Source organism: Paraburkholderia jirisanensis (genome assembly GCF_054782355.1).
On the sequence record NZ_BAAGSQ010000001.1, the window covers coordinates 1 to 26,017 of the forward strand.

At 60.6% G+C, this 26,017-nt stretch carries 23 protein-coding genes and 1 pseudogene; 14 read left to right on the plus strand and 10 right to left on the minus strand.

Annotated elements, in window-relative coordinates:
* The 6 genes and pseudogenes from ACYVNQ_RS00005 to tssG form a co-directional block, all read left to right on the plus strand.
* Window positions 1-516: pseudogene (locus tag ACYVNQ_RS00005) on the plus strand (hypothetical protein); the annotation flags it as partial.
* Entirely contained in the window at window positions 513-1,895 is a 1,383-nt protein-coding gene (locus tag ACYVNQ_RS00010; RefSeq protein ID WP_460900084.1) for an N-acetylmuramidase family protein, read from the plus strand. The pseudogene ACYVNQ_RS00005 and the gene ACYVNQ_RS00010, both read left to right, overlap by 4 nt.
* Window positions 1,879-2,565: a hypothetical protein gene (locus ACYVNQ_RS00015; protein WP_460900085.1), complete on the plus strand. Its 687-nt coding sequence runs from the start codon at window positions 1,879-1,881 to the stop codon at window positions 2,563-2,565. Before ACYVNQ_RS00010 ends, ACYVNQ_RS00015 begins: the two co-directional genes overlap by 17 nt.
* 291 nt (window positions 2,566-2,856) lie before the next feature.
* Window positions 2,857-3,375, plus strand: coding sequence for a hypothetical protein (locus ACYVNQ_RS00020; protein WP_460900086.1), 519 nt, complete (start codon window positions 2,857-2,859; stop codon window positions 3,373-3,375).
* Between the two features lie 195 nt (window positions 3,376-3,570).
* Window positions 3,571-3,846, plus strand: coding sequence for a PAAR domain-containing protein (locus ACYVNQ_RS00025; protein ID WP_460900087.1), 276 nt, complete (start codon window positions 3,571-3,573; stop codon window positions 3,844-3,846).
* Window positions 3,831-4,976, plus strand: a complete 1,146-nt coding sequence (tssG, locus tag ACYVNQ_RS00030; RefSeq protein ID WP_460900088.1) for a type VI secretion system baseplate subunit TssG — start codon at window positions 3,831-3,833, stop codon at window positions 4,974-4,976. Before ACYVNQ_RS00025 ends, tssG begins: the two co-directional genes overlap by 16 nt.
* 50 nt (window positions 4,977-5,026) lie before the next feature.
* Here tssG and ACYVNQ_RS00035 read toward each other — a convergent pair whose 3' ends face one another.
* The 8 genes from ACYVNQ_RS00035 to ACYVNQ_RS00070 form a co-directional block, all read right to left on the minus strand.
* Window positions 5,027-5,389 carry a hypothetical protein gene (locus tag ACYVNQ_RS00035; protein WP_460900089.1) on the minus strand — a complete coding sequence of 121 codons (363 nt, stop codon included), beginning with the start codon at window positions 5,387-5,389 and terminating at the stop codon, window positions 5,027-5,029.
* A 407-nt stretch (window positions 5,390-5,796) separates the two neighbouring features.
* Window positions 5,797-6,399: a type VI secretion system amidase effector protein Tae4 gene (locus ACYVNQ_RS00040; RefSeq protein ID WP_460900090.1), complete on the minus strand. Its 603-nt coding sequence runs from the start codon at window positions 6,397-6,399 to the stop codon at window positions 5,797-5,799.
* A complete protein-coding gene (locus tag ACYVNQ_RS00045) occupies window positions 6,396-7,100 on the minus strand; it encodes a PAAR domain-containing protein (protein WP_460900091.1) in 705 nt (234 codons plus the stop codon). Before ACYVNQ_RS00045 ends, ACYVNQ_RS00040 begins: the two co-directional genes overlap by 4 nt.
* 510 nt (window positions 7,101-7,610) lie before the next feature.
* On the minus strand, window positions 7,611-8,609 hold the full coding sequence (araH, locus tag ACYVNQ_RS00050) for an L-arabinose ABC transporter permease AraH (protein WP_460900092.1): 999 nt from the start codon (window positions 8,607-8,609) through the stop codon (window positions 7,611-7,613).
* Between the two features lie 52 nt (window positions 8,610-8,661).
* On the minus strand, window positions 8,662-10,200 hold the full coding sequence (gene araG / locus ACYVNQ_RS00055; protein WP_460900093.1) for an L-arabinose ABC transporter ATP-binding protein AraG: 1,539 nt from the start codon (window positions 10,198-10,200) through the stop codon (window positions 8,662-8,664).
* 80 nt (window positions 10,201-10,280) lie between these two features.
* Window positions 10,281-11,285, minus strand: coding sequence for an arabinose ABC transporter substrate-binding protein (locus ACYVNQ_RS00060; protein WP_460900094.1), 1,005 nt, complete (start codon window positions 11,283-11,285; stop codon window positions 10,281-10,283).
* 162 nt (window positions 11,286-11,447) lie between these two features.
* The gene (locus tag ACYVNQ_RS00065) at window positions 11,448-12,377 is read right to left on the minus strand and encodes a Gfo/Idh/MocA family protein (protein WP_460900095.1); all 930 of its coding nucleotides are present in this window, start codon (window positions 12,375-12,377) and stop codon (window positions 11,448-11,450) included.
* Between the two features lie 45 nt (window positions 12,378-12,422).
* On the minus strand, window positions 12,423-13,346 hold the full coding sequence (locus tag ACYVNQ_RS00070; protein WP_460900096.1) for a dihydrodipicolinate synthase family protein: 924 nt from the start codon (window positions 13,344-13,346) through the stop codon (window positions 12,423-12,425).
* Between the two features lie 298 nt (window positions 13,347-13,644).
* On the opposite strand from ACYVNQ_RS00070, the gene ACYVNQ_RS00075 reads away from it, so the two are divergent.
* Window positions 13,645-15,387 (plus strand): IlvD/Edd family dehydratase, encoded by a 1,743-nt coding sequence (locus tag ACYVNQ_RS00075; RefSeq protein WP_460900097.1) that lies wholly within the window; start codon window positions 13,645-13,647, stop codon window positions 15,385-15,387.
* A 141-nt stretch (window positions 15,388-15,528) separates the two neighbouring features.
* Here ACYVNQ_RS00075 and ACYVNQ_RS00080 read toward each other — a convergent pair whose 3' ends face one another.
* A complete protein-coding gene (locus ACYVNQ_RS00080; protein WP_460900098.1) occupies window positions 15,529-16,257 on the minus strand; it encodes a FadR/GntR family transcriptional regulator in 729 nt (242 codons plus the stop codon).
* 231 nt (window positions 16,258-16,488) lie between these two features.
* On the opposite strand from ACYVNQ_RS00080, the gene ACYVNQ_RS00085 reads away from it, so the two are divergent.
* The 7 genes from ACYVNQ_RS00085 (at window position 16,489) to ACYVNQ_RS00115 (ending at window position 25,026) form a co-directional block, all read left to right on the plus strand.
* Complete coding sequence (locus tag ACYVNQ_RS00085; RefSeq protein ID WP_460900099.1) at window positions 16,489-16,716, plus strand: hypothetical protein; 228 nt, start codon at window positions 16,489-16,491, stop codon at window positions 16,714-16,716.
* A gap of 279 nt (window positions 16,717-16,995) precedes the next feature.
* Window positions 16,996-17,325, plus strand: a complete 330-nt coding sequence (locus tag ACYVNQ_RS00090) for a DUF4148 domain-containing protein (RefSeq protein ID WP_460900100.1) — start codon at window positions 16,996-16,998, stop codon at window positions 17,323-17,325.
* 411 nt (window positions 17,326-17,736) lie between these two features.
* Window positions 17,737-21,354, plus strand: a complete 3,618-nt coding sequence (locus tag ACYVNQ_RS00095) for a response regulator (RefSeq protein WP_460900101.1) — start codon at window positions 17,737-17,739, stop codon at window positions 21,352-21,354.
* A 19-nt stretch (window positions 21,355-21,373) separates the two neighbouring features.
* Complete coding sequence (locus ACYVNQ_RS00100; RefSeq protein ID WP_460900102.1) at window positions 21,374-22,222, plus strand: CheR family methyltransferase; 849 nt, start codon at window positions 21,374-21,376, stop codon at window positions 22,220-22,222.
* A 98-nt stretch (window positions 22,223-22,320) separates the two neighbouring features.
* Complete coding sequence (locus tag ACYVNQ_RS00105) at window positions 22,321-22,938, plus strand: chemotaxis protein CheB (RefSeq protein WP_460900103.1); 618 nt, start codon at window positions 22,321-22,323, stop codon at window positions 22,936-22,938.
* Between the two features lie 9 nt (window positions 22,939-22,947).
* The gene (locus ACYVNQ_RS00110; protein WP_460900104.1) at window positions 22,948-24,048 is read left to right on the plus strand and encodes a hybrid sensor histidine kinase/response regulator; all 1,101 of its coding nucleotides are present in this window, start codon (window positions 22,948-22,950) and stop codon (window positions 24,046-24,048) included.
* A 117-nt stretch (window positions 24,049-24,165) separates the two neighbouring features.
* Window positions 24,166-25,026, plus strand: a complete 861-nt coding sequence (locus tag ACYVNQ_RS00115) for a DUF2242 domain-containing protein (RefSeq protein WP_460900105.1) — start codon at window positions 24,166-24,168, stop codon at window positions 25,024-25,026.
* A 62-nt stretch (window positions 25,027-25,088) separates the two neighbouring features.
* On the opposite strand, the gene ACYVNQ_RS00120 is transcribed toward ACYVNQ_RS00115, so the two are convergent.
* Window positions 25,089-25,985 (minus strand): LysR family transcriptional regulator, encoded by an 897-nt coding sequence (locus ACYVNQ_RS00120; protein ID WP_460900106.1) that lies wholly within the window; start codon window positions 25,983-25,985, stop codon window positions 25,089-25,091.
* Between the last annotated feature and the right edge of the window lie 32 nt (window positions 25,986-26,017).

A 26,017-nucleotide genomic window follows, 5' to 3' on the forward strand; every position in this document is an offset into this window, starting at 1 on the left:
TCGGATGGCAAGGTCATTCTCAATGCGGCTAAGGAAGTCTGGATTGGCGCGGGCGGCTCCTATATCCAGATCAACGCGAACGGGATCATCAACGGGTCGTCGGGCCCGATCGTAGAGAAGACGCCGCAGTGGAGTAAATCCACTGCCACCACGGCACGTTTGCCGCTGCCTGTCATGCCACTGGCACCGATGGATCAGCAGCCGAACCATCTGTATAGCCAAACCTTTGACGTAAGTACGGTGATTGGAAACAGGGCGACGGGCGCGGTACTGGACGGTCGGCCGTACCGGATATATCTGCCTGACGGTTCGATCCACCAACAAGGCATGCTGGCTGACGGAGCGACGGTTCCTGTCCACACGGAACAATCAGTCAAGGCCAGGTGCGAAATTGGGGATGGCGACTGGAGCGCCATGGAAGACGCGTTTGATCACGATGAAGTTGATCAAGACGATGCGATACATGAATTAGCTGCAACCCCAGAGAACTTAGCCATTAACGAAGAGCGAACATGAACGCCTCCTCCAAGCATTCACCACCAGCGCCGAAAAATCCTTTCGTAAAAGCAACCTTCCTTTTTCGAGATGTGCTGCAGAAGCCTATCGAAGGACTCGCTGTTCAAATAAAGCCGAGTGCTGGGACGCAGGCTGCCGTCGCGTGGATCATCACAGATGTGAACCCTTCAGACATCGCAGATCCGGGCGCTGTAGTGCGGGTGTCTGATAACGCGTCTCCTTCCAATCAGAATATCGTTGAGGTCACCACCGACAAGGATGGTGTCGCGACGACGATTCAGAATGCCGCACGTGGCCAGCCTGTTGATGTGCTGGTGAAGAATCGGCGCGGAGAATACGTCTGGAAGGCGACGGTCACGCCGCAAAAGGATATTAGTGCGTTCACGATCGTCAGCCCGGAATACCACATTGAAGCAACGACAAGGCTCGATTCAAAGGAAGCGCTGGAGCAGAACCTTGATCTTCCTTTGGTAAAGCACGGGGAGGTGATGACGATTGAGCGGTTTTTAAAGGACTTTGGTCCTTATGTGGGATGGTCACATAAGGTGACCGAGCAAGGTCAGGTTATAAAGGACTTTCCTGTCAAGCGCAAAGAAACAATTGAGAATCCACAAAACCATAAAAAGAAAACTCACATCACGGTTGAGCATCATTACCGGGTGATCGACCAAGGGAAGCCCAGAACTATTTTATTCAATATACTTGGCTCCCGGTTGAACTACCCATCGTCCGAGAGTTTTTCAGAAGACCAATTTAAAAATATGGCAAAGCAACTTGATGTCGAAGTTGCAGCCATCAAAGCTATCGTTCAGCAAGAATCGAAAGGACATCCCTTTCTAGAAAATGGTCTACCTCCAATTCTCTACGAGAGAACACACTTTTACGACCTTGCAATGAAAAAGCAGGTTGCCTTGAACAAGTCAGCTGCTCACCAACACGTAGGAAAAAACGAAAAACTCCCAAAGGCGCACGGTATTGAGAACCCATATCCAGGACATCCCGATCTGTGTTTCCCGAAACCGGGAACCTATGGTCCAGCCGGGCTGCATCAATACGAGAAATTAATTCATGCAACGAAACTCGATTCTGAGGTCGCTTTGCAGGCGTGCTCATGGGGAGGATTTCAAATCCTCGGTGAGTATTTTTCGCAATGCAACTGCTCAACAATCCATGAATTCGTCAACAAATCCATGTCAGGTACACCAGGACAGATTGAGATATTTATCGAATTCATGAGGAATATGAAACCGGAGGCAGTTCGTGCATTGAGAAATCGAGAATGGGAGGCTGTGGCAGGATCCTATAACGGACAAAATTGGAGGAATGCAAATCCCAATTACGCTATCAATCTGAGAAAATATTATGACAAATTTAACTAAACTATGCGCAGCAGCGATGATTTTTCACTGCACGTGGGCATGGGCCGGGGAGGCCATTATTTTCGATAGGCCTGGCTTGACTGGATATAGAGAGAATAATGAAATTTCTGGTATGCATGCAATGGAAAATGGAAGATTTTCATGCATATTCTTCTTTTTTGAAGATAAATCTGTACCAAGCACAATACACGAAGATGGATTTTCCGAAACAAAAATAATGACATTTGGCCCAAATGAAAAGTCGTTTTTATTTGAGGATAGAGACAAAATATTTGATATACCCGGAAAGTTGTATGATAAAGACAGGCATTGGATTATAAAGACCGCAACCGCACAGGCGGGCTGCGAGACGTCGGCGGGAGTGTTCACGTTCGACCGCCATAGTCTCAGTGCTAGGACCTATACAATCGCCGACGAGATTCCGGCGATTGGTATTCGACTTGTAAAGAAAAAATCATCTCTTTACAACTATAAAAATGGAAAATATGTGATCAGAAGAGACTACCTAACAAAATGGGATGGCGTTATTCAAATAAAAATCCAAGGTAATTTTTCTTACGTGCGCTTTGTAGATGCGCGCGCAGACGCAAAGACATTTGGAAGGGTTACCACCGGTTGGATTCATTCAACTGATCTCGTCAATCCATTTCCAATGTTCTCGAAAAAATGAAATGCGATCTTACCATTAATCTCCAGGAGGTCTTACCCTAGCACCACAGGTCATAATCCATAAAATATTAATTACTCGGCATATTGATTAACTTTATTTTCAAACGCATTAATTGTATTTAAAGACACTTAAAGTCAAAATTAAATAAATTGTCAAAATCCAGCAAGGTCAGAAAATTTCTCAAGGAGGGAGATTTAATGAAAAATGTAACTTCAATCTGTCTCATATTTTTTATTTTTTTATGGAAAGACACACGCGGAGGTGAAAAATCACCAAGCCCACGATTTGCAATTGAATAATATGCTTCTCGAAAATCAATGTGGATATTCGTTGGATAAAAATTTACTCATGCGAGCGTCGAAGTCATTTTCCGAAATTGACGACAATTCAATATTTGTGAATTTCTATATCAGCCTCACACCCATTCGTAGGGCTATTCAAGGCAAGCTCTCGTTCAGTTGCCTGAAGCGCGGGCTGACTGACCTGCCGCAGGACGCCGCTGAGAAAACAACCGCCGCGGACGAAATCACACTCGAAGACTCAGGAGGTAGATATGCTCGCAATATCGTGTGGCAAAAAAGATATCAAGGGAATGGATGGACGGGAACTATCGCGTACGTAAATTCAGTTTCATGTGATCAGACAAAACTGGTAATTCCAGATTACTTTTTTGTGTGCCCCAATATGAATGGATTAGCATGCTTTTCTTACGAGATCGAAAAAATTCGGCTCAAAAGAAAGGAAAGCGATCAAATTCCGAGCTTATTGCACGAGATCTCACTCATCGCCCCCCAGCACGGCGCCCAATGACTCACAGGTTAGAGATTTAAAATATTTCTTTAGCCGAAAAAATACATACTTCAGCTAACACAAGCAATCACGGCGCCTGAAAGATCGCTTTCACGATGATTTTTCTGCAATGGTACTTATCCGACTTTGTTTGAAAAGTTATATTGCGCGGCCAAAACCGCCACAACCACAAAATGAATTTTGGATTCCACTAAAATGACCAAAGCACCAGTCTGCCACGACGACCCAACCACCACAGGTGGCAAGGTGATCGCAGCTGCATCAACCATGTTCGACGATGGTCGCCGCATCGCGCTCGATCAGGAAACAGCGACGTGTGGAAATTGCCCTGGCGAGCATCCAATCCACGGAACGGGAACGGACATGAACGAAGATGGCCGCGCCTGTGTACTGGATGGCGATCCCGTACAGTGCCCCTGCGGCAGGAACCATGTTCAGGCTAGCCCTGACGCCGGATGCTCGGTGGGTTGACATCAAACGGCCCCCAAATGTCCCCCCGACTTCAAAATCCCCCCGTTCTCGCGCGCTTGTTCGACGAACCGTACCGCTTTGGCTTCTTCCAGGCGGTGCGACTGCTCGAAAACTGGTTCGCTACGCATGGAGGCGCGCGGCCGCGCAATGCCGTACCTCATCACATCGATTTCCGCACTACGCTGGCCACAGCCTTCCCTCCGAGCGAAATCGAGCACGCGTCGCCGATCGATAAAGAAGGCAAGGACCTTAACGATAAAGCGGCCCAATTGCATGCCATCGTAGCAAGCGAGATTTCACGAGCCACCGTAACACCAGCGCTCTTCGGCTTGCTTGGCAGTCAGGGAGCCTTGCCGCTGCGATACACTGAGCAGGTCGCCACCGATGTGCACCTTTACCGCGACCGCGCATCGCAAGCTTTCTTCGATATCTTTTCGAATCGCGCGACCGCGCTGTTTTACGCAGCGTGGAAGAAGTACCGTCTGCCCTTGCATTACGAGCTCGATCGCAACAACCGGTATCGCCCAATACTCCATGCGTTGGCTGGCGTCGCAGACCATAGCTCGAACAAGGCGCTGCACGAGGAACCCGGCGCGCTCGCGGATGACGCAGTGGCCGGGTATAGCGCAGCGGTCCGTCATCGCGCGATGTCAGCCGTGTACCTGCAGCGAGTCTTGTCCGATTACTTTGGCGTGCCCATCCGCGTCGAGCAGTTCATCAGCAAGAAGTACGTGGTTCCGCCGAGCCAGCAATCCAGCACCGGAAGTGCCCATATGGCGCTGGGTTCGACGGCAATCGTCGGTGCGCATGTCTGGCTGCGTCATGCTCGCGTCCGTCTTGTCATTGGCCCACTGTCGGCAGACGAGTACGAAGAATTTTTGCCCAGGTCCAGACGCTCGTCTGCGCTGACCCGTCTTTTGCAGCTACTCGTAGGCGTAACACTTGAATTTGAAGTGCAGCCGGTACTGAGGCGAGAGGAAGTCAAATCGTTTGAGTTGGGCTTGAACGGCCGACTCAACTGCAACGCCTTCCTTGCGACACGTCCGTCCCGGACGGATCGCTCAGACTTGCGTTACACGCTGAACAAACTGTCGATCATCGGATCGGAACAAGACCTTGGTTCTCGCTAAACATAGGTCGCAGCGCTGATACGCTGCGACCTGCTTGAGGGAATGACGCTTCACAGCCCTTGCGCATCGCGTCGCCGTTTCGCTTCTGCAACGAGTTGCCCCCACTCAACTTCACTCGCCCGCTCCTTAACGACCTCGACAATTACATCGGCCAGATTGCCATATCGCTTGGCAACGCTCATTCTTCCTTTGATCGCACGCAGTTCATTCTGAAGACGCGTCACACGCGCTTTACTTCTCTCATGCTCGTACGATCCTGCGCGGAACGTTCTGACAGACCGCTCGGCTGCCGCGAGCGCGCAAACGAGACCTTCGCGCTCGGATTCAAGCGGCCCCGCTTCGCGCGAAGCGGGCGAGGCCTTATCAGCACAAGGAAATGGTGTTTGCTCTGGACGAGCCGAAATAGAACGCATGGTGCAGCCTCCTGTATCAGCGATTCAGTCTCGCTCCCATCGCCAAATGGGTGAGCGGGACGCATAGCAGGGTTGGCGAACCGGAGATACAGGAACCCGGCATACCCGAAGGTATCCCCACCAGCGCCCGCCCATTGAAGACGTACACCAGCAAACGGACAAAAAAAAGCCGCCAAATCGGCGGATGTCCGCCTGTATCTCATCGAGTCGCCAAACCCGGTCCCGGTGTTTCCGGGACCTCGAAAGTATATCGAAAGCAGGGAATCAAATCGAGTCGCCCTCGAAAAAATTCGAGGGCGACTCGTCATCTCCGAGCGTAACCAATGAGATAGAACAGAAACACCAAAACGCTCACAGCAAAGAAGCGCGAAGTGCAACGCCCCACGTCATCGCAACCCTAATCCGCTTCACCTGACCTCCCAGAACAAGATTTGCTCTGACGTGCCAAGATCAGAGTAAAGATTGTCCGACCGCCCTCTGAGCCACGACAACGGGTGGGAAATCTCTGAAAAGCCGAGACGAAAGCGCAAGAACGACTCCGTCGACGGCATAAGAATGTCCTTGTTCCAAAGATCAATATGACCGCCGCTGGCATTGCCTCGGCTTTCGCCGTCACTCGTCCAATAGCTCGAGAATTGAATGATCCCAGTACGTCCCTGAATCTTGCTCTGCCAATCCGCACCGGTGACGTTCTCCGGCGTCGGCAACCCGGCGAACGGTTGCAGTTTCAACCATTGCCCCATTTCGTCGGCACGCGTTGCTGTCGCCTTCCCGTCGAGCAAGATACGTCCAATGCCTGGTTGACCCGACATGGGCTTGATCAGTCTTGCCGAAAATGACGTCATCTCAATCCCGACACGATGAAGCGTCACGCTCATCCGGATTGCGCATTGATTTTCGTAGCCGGGGTTGTCGTATGGATTGCCACGCGGATATTTGGCCCAAAGCTCCGCGAAGGTGACGGCCTTTAGCGCCGCCCTCTTTGTCGAGCGTCGCGTATTGTTCCTCATGACACTGCCCGGCACGGACGTGTCGATTCGATGCCGGCGATCACCGTGCCATGTTCATCAACGGGAACGAACAGCGTCGAACTGCGCGGTTCGCGGTGTGGACTATCGGTGATGACATCCCCGTTATCCAGCCGGCTGCCAACGATCGCGTACGCGACTTTTGGGTTGTCCGCCATGCCTATGCCGGTGACGATGCGCGCGCGACTGCCGTCACGGTATTGCACGAAATCGCCTACGCTTGCCGCATTGCGATTCGCTCCCGGCACAATCCAGTTGCCGGTAGATTTGAGAAGAACTCCGCCCCGCGCAGTTGTTGCCCCGAACACTGCAAGGCGGAAATCCGGATCACATGGAGTCGGTGCAACCCAATTTGCGTCGAATAGCCCTGGAATGCTTTGGCCTTCAACGACAGGGATGCCAAAGAGTAAATTGGACCACGGAGTGCGGATGATCTTGTCGCCATTGCTCAGGCGACTTCCAACGAGTGCGGCGGGCCGATTCTTCAAAAGCGACGCAGCACCCGCGCCGTCCGTGATGACGGCCTCGCTTCCATCCGCATAGGTGACGATATCGCCAACGCACGCAACCGGCAGACCGCAGATCACGAAGCCTGAGCCACTTGTCACGCGACCACCGTATTCGGTGCGCGCACCGACCGTGGCGAAAGGATGGAAGTTTTTGCTTTCTGGTTGTTTCGACATTTTCCGGTTCCTGAGGTAGCGAAAACTGCCGGCCAGTAACGCGACCAGCAACGCGATGGGCGAGATAAATATCGCCCGGATCGCAATCCTCTGTGAACACGGAAACGTGCCGCTATAAGCAAATTCTGAAAAACGCTGATGAGCGAGCTAAGTGCCGTTGACGTGTGAGCATGGGCGCTACACGGCAGTCAGCCTCGCTATTTGATAGGCCGATATCGCTACGATCCAGTGCGGAACGCTCTGACAGAACTGTTCATCAGCCGCAAAAGCACTCAGCGAGCGGCGCCTCCCGAATGTTCTCACCTTGAACGCACGAAAGCGCCTTTGAGAAGCGCGGCCTGATCGAGATCCCAATCCAAACAAAGCGGGAACCTACTGGAAAACAAGGTAGATTCGCCCATCCTTCACATTCCCACTGCAGCACCAATCGCACGCTCAAACAAAAAACGGGAGCCTAAGCCCCCGTTCCCGAAAACCCTCACCTTACCCTTCACAGGGCAAGTGAAACCCTCAAACCTTCCGCTTGCTCCGCCGGAACTGATCGAACAGCACCGCCAGCAACAGAATCCCACCACGAATCAGATACTGATAAAACGTCGGCACATTCAGCAGGCTCATCGCATCCTGCACCGAGCCCATGATCAGCACACCAACCAGCACACCGGAGATCGTCGCCACACCGCCGGTCAGCGACACACCACCCAGCACGCAAGCCGAAATAACACCAAGCTCAAGCCCCACCGACGTCTTCGGATCGCCAAGGCTCATCCGCGATGCGAGCATCACACCCGCAAAGCCAGTCACCAACCCTTGCAGCACGAACACCGTAATCTTGATACGCGTCACCGGCAAACCCGCCAGCAGCGCCGCCTCACCATTACCGCCAACGGCCAGCACATTCTTGCCAAACACCGTCTTACGCAGCAGAAACCCGAACAACACAAACCCAACAATGTTGCTCCAGATCGGAAACGAAATCCCGAGGAACGAGCCACCACCAAGATCAAAGAAGCTCTCTTCCGAGATCATCACCGCGTCGCCATTCGACGTGATATACGCAAGCCCGCGCACCACTTCCATCATCGCCAGCGTAACGATCAGCGAGTTGATCTTGTAGCGCGCCACCAGCACACCATTCACCAGCCCAACAAACCCACCCGCCAGCACACCGGTCGCAACCCCAAGCGTCACACTATGCGTCGCCGTAATCACCGTCGAAGCCGCAACCCCAGCAAACGCGACAATCGACGCCACCGAAAGGTCAACTTCCCCCAACGCCAGCACGAACATCATCGTCACCGAGATCGACCCGATCAACGTAACCGACAGCAACAACCCCTGCATATTTCGGCTAGTCAGAAAATCCGGCACGGCAAACGACAGCACCGCGAACAGGATCACGAACACCATCACGATGCCGGACTTGTTGATCAGATCCCAGGTCCGCGCCGCGTGCGACGCAGCGACCGGCGATGCGGCACGCTGAGCAGAAGTGGTTGGAGTTTGCATGGTCTTTCTCATCCAGTGCGCGCTTAACCGCGCGCGATTGCTTGTCGGCGGCTCACTGCGGCAGAGCCAGTTTGATCAGTTGGTCGGGGGTGGCCTGCGCCTTCGGCAAATCGCCGACGATGCGTCCTTCCTTCATCACCAATATGCGGTCGGCGATGCCGATCACCTCGGCCAGATCGCTCGATACGACCACCACCGTGCGTCCCGCTTCCGCGAGCTCGTACAGCAGTTCGTAAATTTCCGAACGCGCACCGACGTCAATGCCGCGAGTCGGTTCGTCGAGCAGGAACACGTCAATGCGTTCGGCCAGCCAGCGCGACAGGATCACCTTCTGCTGGTTGCCGCCCGACAGCGTGCCGATCGCCGTTTCGGTGTTGCGCGTCTTGATCGACAGCTTGTCGATGTACTCGCGCGCGAGGTCGCGCTCGCGCCGCGCGTTCAACAGAAAGCGCGCCGCGCTGAAATGGCGCCGCGCGCTGATATTCAGATTGTCGGCAACCGAGGCGATCGCCACGATGCCTTCCTGCTTGCGGTCTTCCGGGCATAGCGCAATGCCGGCGCGCACTGCATCGCGCGGCGTCGTGAACTTCATGCGCTTGCCGTTCAGTTCGATATGGCCTTCGCTTGGCATCACCGCGCCGTAGATCAGCTTCATCAGCTCCGAGCGCCCCGCGCCCACCAGCCCGAAGAAGCCAACGATCTCGCCTTTGCGCGCAGCAAACGACACCGGCGCGGACAGCCCCGGACCGAGCAGCCCCTTCACTTCGAGCTGCACGTCGCCGGTCTGCCGCGTGCGATAGCCATACACATCCCGAATCGACCGGCCGACCATGCAACTGATCAGCCGGTCGCGGTCGAGGTCGGCAACCGAGTCGAACGTTTCGATGCGCCGCCCGTCACGGAACACCGTCACGCGGTCGCATAGTTCGTACACTTCATCCATCCGGTGCGTCACGTAAATCACCGCGCGGCCCTGCGCGCGCAACGCATTGATGATCTTGAACAGCTGTTCCGTCTCGCGCGCGGACAATGAACTGGTCGGCTCGTCGAACGCAATCACGCGCGCATCGCGCATCAGCGCCTTGCCGATTTCGATCATCTGCCGCTGTCCGATCGACAGCCGCTTCACCTGCATGTTCGGGTCGATCGATTCGCCAAGCCGCTCGAGCTCGTCGATCGCCCGTTTCACCATTGCCTTTTCGTCGAGCACGCCGAAACGGTTCGGCAATTGCCCGAGCATCAGATTCTCGGCAACCGTCAGTTCCGGGACGAGATGCAACTCCTGGTAGATGATCGCGATGCCGGCCTCGATCGCCGCCTTGGTGGTCGTGAACTTGTGTTCCACACCGGCGAGGCGCAACGCGCCCGAAGCCGGCTGGTTCACGCCCGACAGCACCTTCAGCAGCGTCGATTTGCCCGCGCCGTTCTCGCCCATCAGGCCGTGCACTTCACCGCCGCGCACTTCGAACGACACGTTATCGAGCGCCAGCACGCCCGGAAACGCGACGGAAATCCCGTCGAGTTCCAGGCGCGTGCCGGACCCGGCGCGCGCCGTCTGCGCTTGCGTTTGCGTCGCTTGGGCGGCACTCATTTCATTGACCGTCATCGTGCATGTTTCCCGTGTTGCATCCCGATCCTGCTAAACACCTGCTATAGGTACCGCCCTACCGCTTAAATACCGAGTTCGGTACGCACGTCCTTCCAGTTGTCGCGCGTCATCAGCTTGCCGGTGGTCTGCGTATCGGCGGCCGGCTGCTTGCCGCTCTTGATCCAGTCGACCAGGTTCTGCGTGCTCTGCTTGCCGTGGTTCGTCGAGCTCACCGCGATCGTGCCGTAGAAGCCGGTCGGTTCCTTCTTCTGGAACTCGGCGAACGCTTCGCCCGCGCCGTTGATGCCGACGCCGATCACGTCCGAACCCGGGATATGCAGCTGCTCGGTAGCCCGCACGCCGCCCAGCACGGTTTCTTCGTTCAGCGCGAAGATCACCCACTTCTTGATGTTCGGGTGCTTCGACAGCACCGGCGAAGCTGCGTTGAAGCCGCCTTCGTCGTCGGTGGTCTTTTGCGGCGCGTCGAAAATGTTGTCCTTCTTGAAGCCGTTGGCGAGCAGCGATTCCGTCGCGCCGTCGGTGCGCAGCTTGGCGGTCGGCAGTTCGTAGTCGGTGATGCGGATCGCGCCCACTTCTTCCGGCTTCCAGCCGCGCTTCTTCATTTCATCGGTAATCGCCGTGCCAACCTGGTTGCCGATCTTCAACGCCGACATGCCAAGGTGCGGCACGCCTGCGAGCGGCTTGCCGGTCGAATCGACCAGTTGATCGTCGACCGTCACGAACTTCATGTTGTAGCGCTTGGCGCGTGCCTGAATGGCCGGTCCGAGACGCACGTCCGGCGGGCAGATCACGAAGCCCTGCGCGCCTTGCGCGCCGAGATTGTCGATTGCGGCCAGCACTTTCTCGCCGTCCGGCGTGCCGATGTTGACCACCGAGAAGCCTTCCTTCGCGCCGAGCGCGGTCGCGGCTTTCTGCTCGTTGATGAACCATGCCTGCTCGGGCATCTTCACGAGCATGCCGATTTTCAGCGGCGTGTCGGCGCGTGCGGTCATCTGCAGCGCGAACGGCGCGGCGCACAGCGTCGCGACGAGTGCCGACAAAGTCAGACGACGAAACTGGTTGGTCATGCGTGTCTCCATGGATAAGTCGTTGCCGACCCGGTAGGTGCGGTTACTATCTTGCGGGCTCAAGCGCGCCCAGCGGCGCGCTTTGCCTTCGCGTGGTTTAAGAGTTACATCCCCTGTTGCGCTTTGATATTTCGCTTTGCTGCGTGCATTGAACCGAGCGGCTCAATCCTCGAAGGGCTCGACCGCTTGATGGCTGCCCAGCAGGAACGCATCGGCCACGAGGCGCAGCGGCCGCACGTCGACGTCCTGCTCGCCGTGCTCGATCAGCCACTGGAAGCGCTCGTAAAGCGCCGGATATTCGCGCTCCGGCCCGAGATCCACCGGCTTGCCGGCGAGACTCAGTTTCTTGCCGCCTTCGGTCAGCAGCAGCGTGCCATCCGCGGTCGTCACTTCGATTTCCCACTGTTCGACCGGGCCATAGCGCCAGTCGAACGATGCGTGCACCGGTACGCCGATTTCATCGTTGAAGTCGAGTTCGGCGGCAATCGGCGTTTGCCGGTTGGCCGGCACCGACAGCGTCGCGGACTTCAGCACGACTTCGCGCGGCAGCATGCGCGTGACGATCGACAGCGCATTGATGCCCGGATCGAACACGCCAAGGCCACCCGGCGTCCAGATCCATTCCTGGCCCGGATGCCAGCGGCGCACGTCTTCTTTCCAGCGCACTTCGACATTCTTGATGGCGCGATTCGCGAGCCATTCGCGCGCCGGTTCGACGGCCGGCGAATAGCGCGAATGCCACGTCGCGAACAGCGTGCGGCCGGCAGCGCGGGCCATCTCGCGCAGCACTTCCACTTCGTGCACGCTGGCGCCCGGCGGCTTCTCGAGCATTACGTGCTTGCCGGCGGCGAGTGCCGCGCGCGCCTGATCGAAGCGCACGTGCGGCGTCGCGCACAGCGAGATCGCATCGAGTTCGGGCTCGGCTTCGAGCATCGCTTCGATGGTCGTGTAGTTGCGTACGCCGTCCACTTGCGCGTTGCGGCTTGCGCAAGCGATCAGCTCGAAGCGATCGAGACCGGCGATAGCCGGCAGATGCTGGTCGCGCGCGATCTTGCCGACGCCGACGATACCGATAGTCAGTTTCTTGTTCATATAGGTTGCGTGCTCAACGGCTTGCCGGTTCGCTAGTAGCTTTGCTTAGTGGCCCCAGCGCAGTGCAAGCGGATTCGCTTCGCGCGCCAGTTCCAGCAGTTCGGCGCGCGTCGCGCCCGACAGCGCCTCGAGCGGATGACGCACCGCGTCGCTCTTGATCACCCCGCCTTCCATCATCACGGTCTTGGTCGCGCGCAGGCCGCACTGGCGGTTTTCGTAGTTGATCAGCGGCAGGATCTTCGCGTAGCCGGCGCGCGCTTCGTCGCGTCGTCCAGCGCGGAATGCGTCGAATACCGGACGGATCAGGTCCGGCAGCAGCGCGCTCGACATCGTGCCGGTTGCGCCGGCATCGAGATCGGGCATCAGCGTGATCGCTTCTTCGCCGTCGAACGGGCCTTCGATCGCGTCGCCGCCGGCTGCGATCAATGCGCGCAGCTTGGCCGCGGCGCCCGGCACTTCAATCTTGAAGTAGCGCACCAGCGGCAGTTCGCGCGCGATGCGCGCAAGGAACGGCACGCTCAAACCAACGCCGCTCAACGGCGCGTCCTGGATCATCACCGGCACGCCAGCCGCTTCCGCCACGCGCGCGAAATGCTCGAACATCGCGTTCTCGTCGACCCGCAGCGTCGCGCCGTGATACGGCGGCATCAGCATCACGATGCCGGCACCGGCCGCCACCGCGCGCTTCGCGCGCTCGCTCGCGATCTGCGTGCTGAAGTGGCTGCAGGTTGCCATCACCGGCACGCGGCCTGCGGTGTGCGACAGGCACAGGTCGACCAGCGTGTCGCGCTCCGCGTCGGTCAGCACGAACTGCTCGGAGTAGTTCGCAAGAATGCAGATGCCATCTACCTTCTGATCGACCATGCAGTCGATCACGCGGCGCTGGCCGTCGAGGTCGAGCTCGCCCGACGCGGTGAACGGCGTCGGCGCAACCGGAAACAAACCGGAAAAACGGGGCGAAGTAGCCACTATTTGAGACTCCTTGATCCTGTGCAGCGCGCAACCGCGCATTTTTTGAATAGCCAAACTATATGCGTAGGCAATCCGTCTAGTGATTGGTGTTTTCCCCCATTCTCGGCGCATAAAAAGTCATTCTATTTGTTCGCCACTCCGGGTAAATTCTCGTTATGCGTCCCGTAGCATTGCTGTCATCGTCGTGTGCCTCCTGTATTGGCTCCGACCAAAAGTCTTGCTACAAGTCCCTATAGCGCAGCAAATCGATCCCCCATATAGTCTTACTATATTGACCAAATTCGAACGGAACAACATGACTGACCAACCTCGCAAGCTTCGCTCCGCACAGTGGTTCGGCACCGCCGACAAGAACGGCTTTATGTACCGCAGCTGGATGAAGAATCAGGGCATCCCCGATCACGAATTCGCCGGCAAGCCGATCATCGGTATCTGCAATACGTTCTCGGAGCTCACGCCGTGCAACGCGCACTTCCGCAAGCTCGCCGAGCACGTGAAGCGCGGGGTGTTCGAAGCAGGTGGCTTTCCGGTTGAGTTTCCGGTGTTCTCGAACGGCGAGTCGAACCTGCGCCCGACGGCGATGTTCACGCGCAACCTCGCCAGCATGGACGTCGAGGAATCGATCCGCGGCAATCCGCTCGACGCCGTCGTGCTGCTGGCCGGCTGCGACAAGACCACGCCCGCGTTGCTGATGGGCGCGGCGAGCTGCGACGTGCCCGCCATCATGGTCAGCGGCGGGCCGATGCTGAACGGCAAGCATCACGGGCGCGACATCGGTTCGGGCACCGTCGTGTGGCAGCTGAGCGAGCAGGTGAAGGCCGGCAAGATTTCGATTCATGAGTTCATGTCCGCCGAAGCGGGCATGTCGCGTTCGGCGGGAACCTGCAACACGATGGGCACCGCGTCGACGATGGCTTGCATGGCCGAAGCACTCGGCGTCACGCTGCCGCACAACGCGGCGATTCCGGCGGTCGACTCGCGCCGTTATGTGCTCGCGCATTTGTCCGGCATGCGCATCGTCGAGATGGCGTTGCAGGACGTGCGTCTGTCGAAACTGCTGACGCGCGAAGCATTTGAAAACGCGATCCGTGCGAATGCGGCGATCGGCGGCTCGACCAATGCGGCGATTCACCTGAAGGCGATCGCAGGCCGCATCGGCGTCGACCTCGCACTCGACGACTGGACCCGCGTCGGCCGCGGCACGCCGACGCTGGTCGACCTGCAGCCGTCCGGCCGCTTCCTGATGGAAGAGTTCTATTACGCGGGCGGTCTGCCTGCGGTGCTGCGCCGCCTCGGCGAAGCCGGCCTGCTGCCGCATCCGGACGCGCTGACCGCAAACGGCCACTCGCTGTGGGACAACGTAAAGGAAGCGCCGAACTACAACGACGAAGTGATTCGCCCGCTCGACAAGCCGCTGGTCGCGGACGGTGGCCTGTGTGTGCTGCGCGGCAACCTCGCCCCGAACGGCGCGGTGCTCAAGCCATCAGCGGCCACGCCTGCGTTGCTCAAGCATCGCGGCCGCGCGGTGGTGTTCGAGAATTTCGACGACTACAAGGCACGCATCGCCGATCCGGATCTGGATGTGACCGCCGATTCCGTGCTGGTGCTGAAGAACGCCGGCCCGAAGGGTTACCCCGGCATGGCTGAGGTCGGCAACATGGGCCTGCCGCCGAAGCTGCTGGCGCAAGGCGTGACCGATATGGTGCGCGTGTCCGATGCGCGGATGAGCGGCACCGCGTACGGCACGGTGGTGCTGCACGTCGCGCCGGAAGCGCGCGCCGGCGGCCCGCTCGCGGTGGTGCGCAACGGCGACTGGATCGAGCTCGATTGCGACGCAGGCCGGTTGCACGTGGACATCGACGAGAAGGAAATGACCGCGCGCCTCGCCGTGTGGAAGGAAACGCAGAAGCACAATCCGGCCGATGCAAGCGGTTATCGGAACCTGTATATCGAGCACGTGCTGCAGGCCGACGAAGGTTGCGACTTCGACTTCCTCGTCGGCTGCCGCGGCGCCGAAGTGCCGCCGCATTCACATTGAGGCACTGAGGCACTGAGACGCTGAGCGGTTGCTGGACTGCTCAGCAGGAAAGCCGGCGCGAAGGTTGCGCCGGCAAGCGGTTGCGCGAAACGCGCGGGTTACCGAAAAAGCGGCGGCAGCATGTTGCTGCCGTGACGCCGCTCACTCCAATCCGCGCGCCGCCAGCCCCAAAATCGAATCCGCATCCGCGCGCGCATGTTCCAGTTGCACGAGGCTAGCCTGACGCGCGCCCAACGCGTCCCGACTCTGAATCGCCGTGAGAATCGCCTTATGCCGCGGCAGCGACAGCGCATGCGTATCCGGATGCCGGCTCGTCAGCTTGATCGATTCGGATAACGCCAGCGACAGCATGTTACCGATAAAGGCCAGCATATCGTTATGCGTGGCCGCCATGATCGCGCGGTGAAATTCGAGGTCCGGCGCCAGCAGCCCAGCGGAATTCGTCGCGTGCGCCATCTGGTCGTAAGCGCTGCCGATGCGCGCAAGGTCTTCTTCGGTGGCTGCGCTCGCGGCCAGCGCAGCCGCGGCCGGTTCGATGATGCGCCGCACCGTCATCAGCGAGTTGAAGAATTCGCCTTCGGGAATGCTGTTGAGCGTCCAGTACAGCACGTCCGGATCGAGCATGTGCCACTCTTCGCGCGGCCGCACCACGCTGCCCACACGCGGCTTCGACACCACCAGCCCTTTTGCGACCAGCACGCGCGTCGCTTCGCGCAGCACCGGGCGGCTCACTCCATATGATTCGCACAGCGTGGCTTCGGCCGGTAGCCGTGCACCTGGAGCCAGCCGGCCACTGACGATCTCGATGCCGAGTTCCTGCACGATGCGGGCGTGCAGGCTTTTGCGTTGCTGGAGGTGCCGATAGTCCATTGCCGTCTAATGTTCGAAACCGCGTCTCCCGCGGTGCCCGCGTGTGCCGCGGTGTATTTGCGCGTCGAAACCCGCGGCTGGCTGCCCGCCGGGGCTGTGCAAGCATAGCATGTAGAAAGGCTCGCGCAGACACGCTACTGTGCGTCTGCACGCGTTACCTGCCCATCGGGTTCGGTTCTTGCTGAGCGCAATTCGACGGCGGATCCGCCATTCATTTGCGAGGTCACGAAGATGAAACGCCAATCCTGCGCCCTCCTGCTGATGTTGCTCGCCGCAGCAAGTAGCGCTGCCTTTGCCGATACGCAAGACGATCAGGAAAAGGCCTGCAAAAGCGATGCGTTCCGGCTCTGCTCATCCGACATTCCGAACAAGCAGAAAATCGAAGCGTGCATGAAGCAGCACTACGATCAGCTGTCGCCGCCGTGCAAGAAGATGTTCAAGTCCGGCAACAGCAAGTAGCCGCAGTCGCCGCAGCGCGGCGCGTACCCCGGCACCGCCGGCTGGCCGCGCCCACTTGTTATCTGCTCATTTGACCGAGTTGCGGCAAGATATCGATGGCCGGCGCACCGGGACGCGGGCGGTACAGCACGCGTCCCGGCGCAACGGGTCACGCCGGCGCAGTTCACGAAACCGACCTGGGCTTGTCACGCGGCCGTGCAAACGGTGCGTACGGACCAGGCCCGGCCGGCCGGCGCTATAACCAGCCTTTTAACAACAGCGTTCCACAGGAGAAAGTACATGAAGCTCTCGACCATCCGCCATCTCGCCGCCCTGCTCACCTGCGCTGCCTTCGCAGCCGGCGCCGCCGCGCCTGCGCTGGCACAGAACAATGCGGCAGCCACCGACCCGGGCGCCGCCGCAACCCAGCCGAATGCCGCACCGGCCCCGGCCAGCCAGACCAAGGCGCAAAAGAAGGCCGCACGCAAGCAGGCGCGCAAGGAAGCACGCGCCAAGCGCAATGCGGAACTGAAGAAGCTGGAAGACGCGGGCTACTCGCCGTCGCGCAACGACCCGAACTACCCGACCGACCTGCAAAACGCGCAGAAGAAGGCCGGCATCGGCCAGTAACGGACGCGGGCAGGCAGCCACCGGATAGCGGTCGCGCTGGCCCGTACCGTTGCGTCAGACTCGGCGGCAGCCCGCTTGGCGGGCTGCCGCCGAGCGCATTTGAAGGGTGTCGAAAAGCCACGTGTAAAACACGGTGCGTAAAGCGGCGCGCAACGCGAACCGGCGTGGGCATCGACCGAACCACCTGCCGAACGCCACGCCAGACAACCGCACCCTTGCCTCGCAACGGCCCGCTCGCGCAGCACCAGACGCCCGCCGCGCACACACAGGCAAGGCGTCTATGTGATACTTCGGACGCTTGGCGCCGCGGGCCGGCAGTTCACGCGGATTGCGGCCGCCTGCCGCAAGCGGCGACAATTGCGTGAAACCTCAAGCGCATGCCAGTCAAAAATGCCGACTCGACTAGAACAAATGGACGGGAAGACCGAAAACATGACACCAGTCGCCACCATCGACCAGGCGAACTTCCGGCGCATCATCCGGCGCAACATCGCGCTGCCGCTTTCGGTCGGACTGGCCACGGTCGCGGTGTTCGTCGCGCTGATCGCCTACCTCGTCTCGACGATGAACTGGGTCGAGCATTCGGAACGGGTGATCGGCGATGCGAACGAAATGCTGCGCCTTGCCGTCGACCGCGAAACGGCGTTGCGCGGCTTCCTGATCACCGGCAACGAGACCTTTCTCGCGCCCTACCAGCTGGGCGAGCCGCGCTTCCAGGCCGAACTGTCCGACCTGATCGGCCAGGTAGCCGACAACCCGCCGCAGGTCGAGCAGCTCAAGCGCATCCAGGCCGTGCAGGAACGCTGGAATGCGTTTGCCCAGCAGATGATCGACCTGAAGCGCCGGCAGCTGGACGTCGCAACCGTGATTGCGAGCGGCCGCGGCAAGACCGAGTTCGACGAAACGCGGCGCCTGTTCACGCAGTTTCTCGATGTCGAGCAAGGCCTGCGGCAGCAGCGCTCGAGCGCCGCGCGCAGCCTGACGGGCACCGTCGTCGGCATCTTCATCGCATTCAGCCTGTGCATCAGCGCGCTGCTCGCGTTCCGCGGCCGGCGCGATCTGATGAATCTGTCCGAGAACTACGATTCGGTGCTCAAGCGGCAGGTCGAGCATACGGAGGCGCTGCAGCGCCAGGTATGGCTGCGCTCGGGTCAGCGCCTGCTGGCCGAGAAAGTGGTCGGGCAGTCGACGGCGCCGCTGGTCGGGCGCGCGATTCTCGAATCGGTTGCGCAGTACATCGACGTGGTGGTCGGCGCCCTGTACGTGCGCGACAAGATCAATGGCGAGTTGCGCCGCATCGCAACCTACGGTTTCAGCGCCGAAAGCGAACAGGGCACGCGCAATTTTCACGACGCCGAGAGTCTGGTCGGCCAGGCCGCCGCGTCGCATCGGCCGATCGTGCTGCGCGAAGTGCCGGACAACTATGTGAAGGTCGTATCGGGCACCGGTATCAGCCCGCCGCGCAGCGTGATCGTGCAGCCGATCGAAAACGACGGCGTCGTGAACGGCATCATCGAACTGGGCTTCATGCGGCCGGTCACCCCGCGCGACGAAGAACTGCTGCAGCTGGTGCAGAACAGCATCGGCGATTTCATCGAAGCGGCCCTGTACCGCGAGCGGCTGCAGGACGCGCTCGCTGAAACGCAGCAGCTGAACGAAGAATTGCAGGTGCAGCAGGAAGAGCTGCGCGTGTCGAACGAGGGGCTCGAGGAACGCGGCCGCGCGCTGGTCGAATCGGCGGCGCGGCTTGAAGAACAACAGGCCGAGCTCGAACAGACCAATGTGCAGCTCGAAGAGTACGCGCAGCGCCTCGAACGCCAGAAATCGGATCTGCTCGGCGCGCAGCAGGAACTGTCCGCCAATGCAGCGCGCCTCGAACAGTCGAGCCGCTACAAGTCCGAGTTCCTCGCCAACATGTCGCACGAACTGCGCACGCCGCTGAACAGTTCACTGATTCTCGCGCGGCTGTTGCAGGAGAACCGCACCGGCAACCTGAGCGACGAACAGGTGCGCTATGCGGAAACCATCCACGCGTCGAACAGCGACCTGCTGGTGCTGATCAACGACATTCTCGATCTGTCGAAGGTCGAGGCCGGCCAGATCACGATCGAATCGAGCGTCGTATCGATCGACGCGCTGCTGCAGTCGCTGCGCGAAACCTTCGAGCCGATGGCCGCCGCGAAGCATCTGCAATTCTCGACGGCGCGCGCGCCGGGTGTTCCACAGACGATCGTGTCGGACAGCCAGCGCGTCACGCAGATCCTGCGCAATCTGCTGTCGAATGCGCTGAAGTTCACCGAACACGGCGAAGTCGCGCTCGACGTCGCGCTCGCCGAGCCGGGCACGCTGCGTATCGACGTGCGCGACTCGGGCATCGGCATCGCCGCCGACAAGCTCGAAATGATCTTCGAAGCGTTCCAGCAGGCGGACGGTTCGACCAGCCGGCAATACGGCGGTAGCGGCCTGGGGCTATCGATCTCGCGCGAGTTCGCGCGGCTGTTGGGCGGGCGCATTAGCGTGGTCAGCGAGCCGGGGCGCGGCAGCGTATTCACGCTGTGGCTGCCGAGCGAGTTCTCGGCGCAAGCCGGCGCCGCGCCGGCTTCCATGCAGGCGGACGGCATCGGCGCGCAAGGGCTGCAGGTGCCGGCACAAGGCGCGAGCGCATCTGCCCCGTCTGGCACGTCTGACGTGAGCGCAAGCACGACCGGCACGCTCGTGCCGCGCACCGCACTGCATGCCGCGGACAGCGGCTCCGGTCGCGCCACACTGCCGCCGCGACCGTTGTCGGCACTGACTGGCGCCGCCACAGACGCCAACCCGATCGACGACGACCGCCATCAGCGCAAGCACGAAAACCGCCTGATCCTGGCCATCGAAGACGACCTCGCGTTCGCCGAGATCCTGCGCGACCTCGCGCACGAACTGCAATTCGACTTCGTGCACGCCACCGATGGCGCGAGCGGCGTCACCCTGGTGCGCGACCTGCAGCCGACCGCGGTGCTGCTCGACGTCGGCCTGCCGGACCGCTCCGGCCTGACCGTGCTCGAATGGCTGAAGAACGACCCGGCTACGCGGCACATTCCGATCCACATCGTGTCGGCCACCGATCACGCGGAAAAAGCGCTGCATCTGGGCGCCGTCGGCTACACGCTGAAGCCGACCGCGCGCACCACGCTCGAAGCCGCGATCCGCCGCCTCGAGACGCGTCTGCAGCAGCAGATGAAGCGCGTGCTGGTGATCGAAGACGACCACGCGATGCGCGAAAGCATTCGCGCGCTGTTGCGCAGCAACAGCACCGAGATCGTCGCGGTCGCCACGCTCGCCGAAGCGCTCGAGCAACTGGCCGCGCACCGCTTCGACTGTGTGGTGACCGATCTCGCGCTGCCCGACGGCACGGGCTACGACCTGCTCGAACAGATGGCGGCCAACCCGACGCACCAGACGCTGCCGGTGATCGTCTACACCGGCCGCATGCTGTCCGGCGACGAAGAACACCGGCTACGCCGCTATTCGAAGTCGATCATCATCAAGGGCGCGAAGTCGCCTGAGCGGCTGCTCGACGAAGTGACGCTGTTTCTGCACAGCGTCGAATCGTCGCTCGCGCCGGAGCAGCAGCGCATGCTGCGCACGGTGCGTCAACGCGACAACGCCTTCGAAGGCCGCTCGATCCTTTTGGCCGAAGACGACGTGCGCAACATCTTCGCGTTGTCGCACGTGATCGAACCGCTCGGCGCGCGCCTCGAAATCGCGCGCAACGGCCGCGAAGCACTCGATCTGCTGGAGAGCGGCGTGCATGTCGACCTCGTGCTGATGGACGTGATGATGCCGGAGATGGATGGCCTGACCGCCACCGCGCGGATTCGCGCGAATCCGCGCTTCGCGCACCTGCCGGTCATCGCACTAACCGCGAAGGCAATGGCACACGACCGGGAACGCTGTCTTGAAGCCGGCGCCGACGACTATATTTCGAAGCCGATCGACGTCGACAAGCTGATCTCGCTGTGCCGCGTATGGCTGCATCAGCGATAGCAGGAGGGAGCGCCCCAGCATGAGCCGTCACCCGTCCGACATGTCGCCGCAGCGGCTGCAGGATTTCGACATCGAGCTGAAGCTGCTGCTCGAAGCGATCTACCTGAAATACCAGCACGATTTTCGCCACTACGCGATGACGTCGCTGCGGCGCCGGCTCGCGCAGGCGCTGGAGGAATTCGGACTGCCGACGCTGTCGCAGCTGCAAGACCGCATTCTGCGCAGCGAGACGGATTTTGCGCGGCTGTTCGAGTATCTGACGGTGCAAGTCAGCGACATGTTTCGCGACCCGCAGTACTATCTCGCGCTGCGCGAGCATGTGCTGCCGCTGCTGCAGACCTACCCGTCGATCAAGGTGTGGGTCGCGGGCTGCAGCACCGGCGAGGAATTATGGTCGCTGAAAATCCTGTTCGACGAAGCCGGTTTGACCGAACGCACGCTGTTCTATGCGACCGATATCAACCCGGATGCGCTCGAGCGCGCCGAAGCCGGCATTTATGCGCTCGAACGCATTGCCGGCTTTACGCGCAATTATCTGGCGGCCGGCGGCAAGCATTCGCTGTCTGACTACTATCATGCGGCGTATGGCGGCGCGCGTTTTGCAAGCTCGCTGAAAGATCGTGTGGTGTTCGCGGACCACAGCCTGTCGACCGACGAGGTGTTTCTCGAAGCGCATCTGGTGTCGTGCCGCAACGTGCTGATCTATTTCGACCGCGGCCTGCAGGAACGCGCGCTCGGGCTGTTCGAGCATTCGCTGGTTCGGCGCGGTTTTCTCGGCCTCGGCAGCAAGGAGAGCCTGCGCTTTTCGAAGCATTACGATGGGTTCGAGGAATTCCGCGAACGCGAACGGATTTACCAGAAGCGCTAACCGGCCGCACGATGCCAGCCGGATCGCGCTGTTTTTAACCGGATTTCAACCAGATTTGCAACCGCAGGCGCCCGCCACCTGAGTGCCACGAACCTGACATGCAACCCAGCCACGCTACCGATATCCCGCCCAACGTGCCGCACGTCACGCGCACGTTCGACGCTGTCGCGCTCGGCGGCTCGGCGGGCGGCATCGAGGTGCTCAACGTGCTGCTCGCCGCGCTGCCGTCCACCTTCGCACCGGCACTGCTGGTGGTCACGCATCTGCCGGCCGATATTCCGAGCTATCTGCTCGAAACCTTGCGCTACCGCTGCGCGCTGCCGGTCATCGAGCCGGACGCGGGCGAGCGCATCGCGCCCGGACGCGTGCACGTCGCGCCGCCCAACTATCACATGATGGTGGCCGACGACGGCACGATCGCGCTGTCGGTGGATTCGTCGGTACGCTACTCGCGGCCGTCGATCGACGTGTTGTTCGAATCGGCCGCGTACGCGTACCGCGCGCGGCTGCTCGGCATCCTGCTGTCGGGCGCCAACGAGGACGGCGCGGCAGGACTCGCAACGATCCGCGCGATGGACGGCGTCGCGTGGGTGCAGGAACCGGCCACCGCGCTGTCCGCGACGATGCCGCGCGCCGCGATCGAGCGCGGCGCCGCCGACGATATTCTTTCTCCAACCCTGATGGCGCAGCGGCTCGCCGCGTTGCCCTCTTTCTGATTCGACGCCATGGCGAATCCCTCAGTCAATATCCTGATCGTCGACGACATCGCGCACAACATCACTGCATTGCAGGCGTTGCTGGCGCGGCCGGGGGTCGAACTGCTGGTCGCGAACTCGGGCACTGCGGCGCTCGATCTGCTGCTCAAGCACGAAGCCGCGCTGGCGATTCTCGACGTCAACATGCCGGGCATGAACGGCTTCGAGCTCGCTTCGCTGATGCGCGGCAGCCCGCGCACGTCGCACGTGCCGATCATCTTTCTGACCGCCACCGCCGAAGACGTGTCGCGCACGTTCCGCGGCTATGAAGCAGGCGCGGTCGATTTCCTGCACAAACCGTTCGATCCGCGCATCCTGCGCTCGAAAGTCGACGTGTTCGTGCAGCTCGAACAACACAAGCGGCAGCTCGCCGACCAGTTGCTGACCACGCGGCAATTGCTCGAAGCCAACGAAATGCTGATGGCCGTGCTCGGCCACGACCTGCGCACGCCTCTGGGCACCGTGCTGGCGTCGGCCGAATATCTGGTGCGCAATGCGGCCGACGAGCAGGCGGGCGTGGTGGCGAACCGCATCAAGAACAGTTCGCTGCGCATGGCGCGGATGGTGCATCAGTTGCTGAACCTCGCGCGGCTGCAGGGTGGACGGATCCGGCTCGCGCCGCGCACCACCGATCTGGGCATGCTGTGCCGCGCGGTGATCGAGGAGTTCGCGACTCATGAAGGCGTCGAGCGGATCGCGCTCGACGTGCGCGGCGCCTGCAGCGGCGAGTGGGACCATGACCTGCTGTGGCAGGCGATCTCGAACCTGATCAGCAATGCGCTGCATCACGGCGAGCCGGACGGCAAGGTGACGCTCGGCATCGACGGCAGTCAGGCCACGCGCGTGACGCTGGCGATCGGCAATCGCGGCACGATCGCGCCGGACGTGCTGCCGCATCTGTTCGAAGCGTTCAGTGCGAACAGCGCGCGCCAGCAAGCGCGCGAAGGGCTCGGCCTCGGCCTGCATATCGTGCGCACGATCGCGCAGATGCATGGCGGCACGGTGTGCGCGCAATCCGACCCGCAACAGGGCACCGTTTTCACGATCGAACTGCCCCGCGCCGGCCGCTAACGCTGAAACTGAAGCCAAAGCCACAGCTTTTACCTCGCGGGAGCGAACCGCACTACAATGCTTGCCGTCCGACGTCCGGTATTTCGTCACGTGTCGCGTAGCCTGTTCGCTTCCACCATGCTTATCCGCTCATCCCGAATCGCGCTCGCGCTGCTGCTGCCCGGCCTCGTCGCACTCGCCGCGTGCACCTCGACGACGCCGAAAACCCGGTTCCAGGACGAGCTGTTCAGCAACGAAGCCAGCCCCTACATGCACAACTTCGACGTGCCCAGCACCGAAGCGTGCGAATCGGCACGGCGCGCGCTGTTGAGCCAGGGCTACATGACGACGCTTGCGCGGCCCGATACGATCGATGCGTCGAAGAATTTTCAACCGGCGAGCGATTCGCACTTCGTGGTCGAATTTCACGTGGTGTGCACCGCCGGCGACGATGTCACCAATACCAGCGTCGTGTATGCCAATGCGGTGCAAAACGGCTATGCGCTGAAGAAGAGCGATACGTCGGCCAGCGTGGGCTTAAGCGTGCTCGGCTCGCTATCGCTGCCGATCCGCTCGAACAGCGATGCGATGGTAAAGATTTCGAGCGAAACGATCCAGGCCGGCAAGTTTTATGACCGCTTCTTCGAGCTCGTCGGGCGCTATCTGCAGACCTCCGTGCGCAGCGTGCCGGTGCCGGGCGACACGGTCGACGTGAAGCCGCTGCCGGTCGCGCCGCTGGCGCCCGCCCAGGTGGTGGCGCCGGTGCCCGTGCCGGCCACGGCGCAGGCTCGTGCGGCGGCCGGGCCCGCGCCGGTGGCGATCATGCCCGCCGCTGCGCCGATGCCGACGCCGACGCCGGTGACAATGCCCACACCCGCGGCCCAGCCAACCAACCCGGCAGCAGCCCCCACACCGGATGACGCGCTGGACGCACTCGCGCAACGCGCCGCCGCGGCAACGCCGGCTTCGGCACCAGCGGCGGGTCCCGCACAGCCTTAAGCGCAGGCTCGCTTCGGTTGACCGCACCTCCGCCGCAATTCCGCTGCCCCTGCAACACGCCGCTACGCACCGCCAGCCATCTCTCGCAACAGTTCGATCAACGCACGCAACGCCGGCGGCACATGTCGCCGGCCCGGATAGTAGAGGCACAGCCCCGGAAACGCCGGCGTCCAGTCGGCCAGCACGCGCTGCAGCGTGCCGGCCTGCAGATCGGGATTGACAGTCCACTCGCTCAGATAGGTCAAGCCGATCCCGGCGCGCGCGGCGTTGAGCATCAGCGACGATTCGTCGAGCGTCAGCGGGCCCTGCACGTCCACGCTCAGCGACTCGCCGTGCCGCGCAAACTCCCATTGATACAGCATGCCGCTCGGCATCCGCGTGCGAATGCATCGATGCGCCTTCAGATCGCCTGGCGTGCGCGGCACCGGATGCTGTGCGAAATACGCGGGGCTGCCCACCACCGCAAAGCGCGACGAACCGCCGAACGGCACCGCAATCATGTCTTGCGGCACGCTTTCGGCCAGCCGGATCCCGGCATCGAAGCCTTCGACGACGATGTCGATCAGCCGCCCTTCGGTGACGATGTCGAGCTTGACGTCCGGATAGCGCTGCGCGAATTCGATGAAGACCGGCATCGCGTTGCGCGCGGCGCCCACCGACGTATTGATGCGCAGCGTGCCTGACGGTTTGTCGCGATAGCTGCCCGCCTGTTCGAGCGCGGCACGGATCGACGACAGCGCCGGCGCAATGCTGTCGACGAACTGTGCGCCGGCTTCGGTCAGCGCGACGCTGCGCGTCGTGCGATTGAACAGCCGCACGCCGATGCGCGCCTCGAGCGCAGCGATCGCGTGGCTCAACGCCGACTTCGATACGCCCAGCTCGGTTGCCGCGGCGCGAAAGCTGCGCTGCCGCGCGACCGCCAGCACGGCTTCAAGCTCGCTCAGACCGGAAGTTTCCATTGTCCCAAATTGCTCACCAAGTCGTCTTGGAT

Excerpts from the sequence above, each read along its gene's own strand:
- ACYVNQ_RS00045 (WP_460900091.1), bottom strand. The coding sequence starts at position 7,100 with ATGTCGAAACAACCAGAAAGCAAAAACTTCCATCCTTTCGCCACGGTC.
- ACYVNQ_RS00075 (WP_460900097.1), top strand. The coding sequence starts at position 13,645 with ATGACTGACCAACCTCGCAAGCTTCGCTCCGCACAGTGGTTCGGCACC.
- ACYVNQ_RS00095 (WP_460900101.1), top strand. The coding sequence starts at position 17,737 with ATGGACGGGAAGACCGAAAACATGACACCAGTCGCCACCATCGACCAG.
- ACYVNQ_RS00025 (WP_460900087.1), top strand. The coding sequence starts at position 3,571 with ATGACCAAAGCACCAGTCTGCCACGACGACCCAACCACCACAGGTGGC.
- ACYVNQ_RS00090 (WP_460900100.1), top strand. The coding sequence starts at position 16,996 with ATGAAGCTCTCGACCATCCGCCATCTCGCCGCCCTGCTCACCTGCGCT.
- ACYVNQ_RS00040 (WP_460900090.1), bottom strand. The coding sequence starts at position 6,399 with ATGAGGAACAATACGCGACGCTCGACAAAGAGGGCGGCGCTAAAGGCC.
- ACYVNQ_RS00100 (WP_460900102.1), top strand. The coding sequence starts at position 21,374 with ATGAGCCGTCACCCGTCCGACATGTCGCCGCAGCGGCTGCAGGATTTC.
- ACYVNQ_RS00110 (WP_460900104.1), top strand. The coding sequence starts at position 22,948 with ATGGCGAATCCCTCAGTCAATATCCTGATCGTCGACGACATCGCGCAC.
- ACYVNQ_RS00060 (WP_460900094.1), bottom strand. The coding sequence starts at position 11,285 with ATGACCAACCAGTTTCGTCGTCTGACTTTGTCGGCACTCGTCGCGACG.
- ACYVNQ_RS00065 (WP_460900095.1), bottom strand. The coding sequence starts at position 12,377 with ATGAACAAGAAACTGACTATCGGTATCGTCGGCGTCGGCAAGATCGCG.
- ACYVNQ_RS00105 (WP_460900103.1), top strand. The coding sequence starts at position 22,321 with ATGCAACCCAGCCACGCTACCGATATCCCGCCCAACGTGCCGCACGTC.
- ACYVNQ_RS00115 (WP_460900105.1), top strand. The coding sequence starts at position 24,166 with ATGCTTATCCGCTCATCCCGAATCGCGCTCGCGCTGCTGCTGCCCGGC.
- ACYVNQ_RS00015 (WP_460900085.1), top strand. The coding sequence starts at position 1,879 with ATGACAAATTTAACTAAACTATGCGCAGCAGCGATGATTTTTCACTGC.
- ACYVNQ_RS00085 (WP_460900099.1), top strand. The coding sequence starts at position 16,489 with ATGAAACGCCAATCCTGCGCCCTCCTGCTGATGTTGCTCGCCGCAGCA.
- araH (WP_460900092.1), bottom strand. The coding sequence starts at position 8,609 with ATGCAAACTCCAACCACTTCTGCTCAGCGTGCCGCATCGCCGGTCGCT.
- ACYVNQ_RS00010 (WP_460900084.1), top strand. The coding sequence starts at position 513 with ATGAACGCCTCCTCCAAGCATTCACCACCAGCGCCGAAAAATCCTTTC.
- tssG (WP_460900088.1), top strand. The coding sequence starts at position 3,831 with ATGCTCGGTGGGTTGACATCAAACGGCCCCCAAATGTCCCCCCGACTT.
- araG (WP_460900093.1), bottom strand. The coding sequence starts at position 10,200 with ATGAGTGCCGCCCAAGCGACGCAAACGCAAGCGCAGACGGCGCGCGCC.
- ACYVNQ_RS00120 (WP_460900106.1), bottom strand. The coding sequence starts at position 25,985 with ATGGAAACTTCCGGTCTGAGCGAGCTTGAAGCCGTGCTGGCGGTCGCG.
- ACYVNQ_RS00035 (WP_460900089.1), bottom strand. The coding sequence starts at position 5,389 with ATGCGTTCTATTTCGGCTCGTCCAGAGCAAACACCATTTCCTTGTGCT.
- ACYVNQ_RS00080 (WP_460900098.1), bottom strand. The coding sequence starts at position 16,257 with ATGGACTATCGGCACCTCCAGCAACGCAAAAGCCTGCACGCCCGCATC.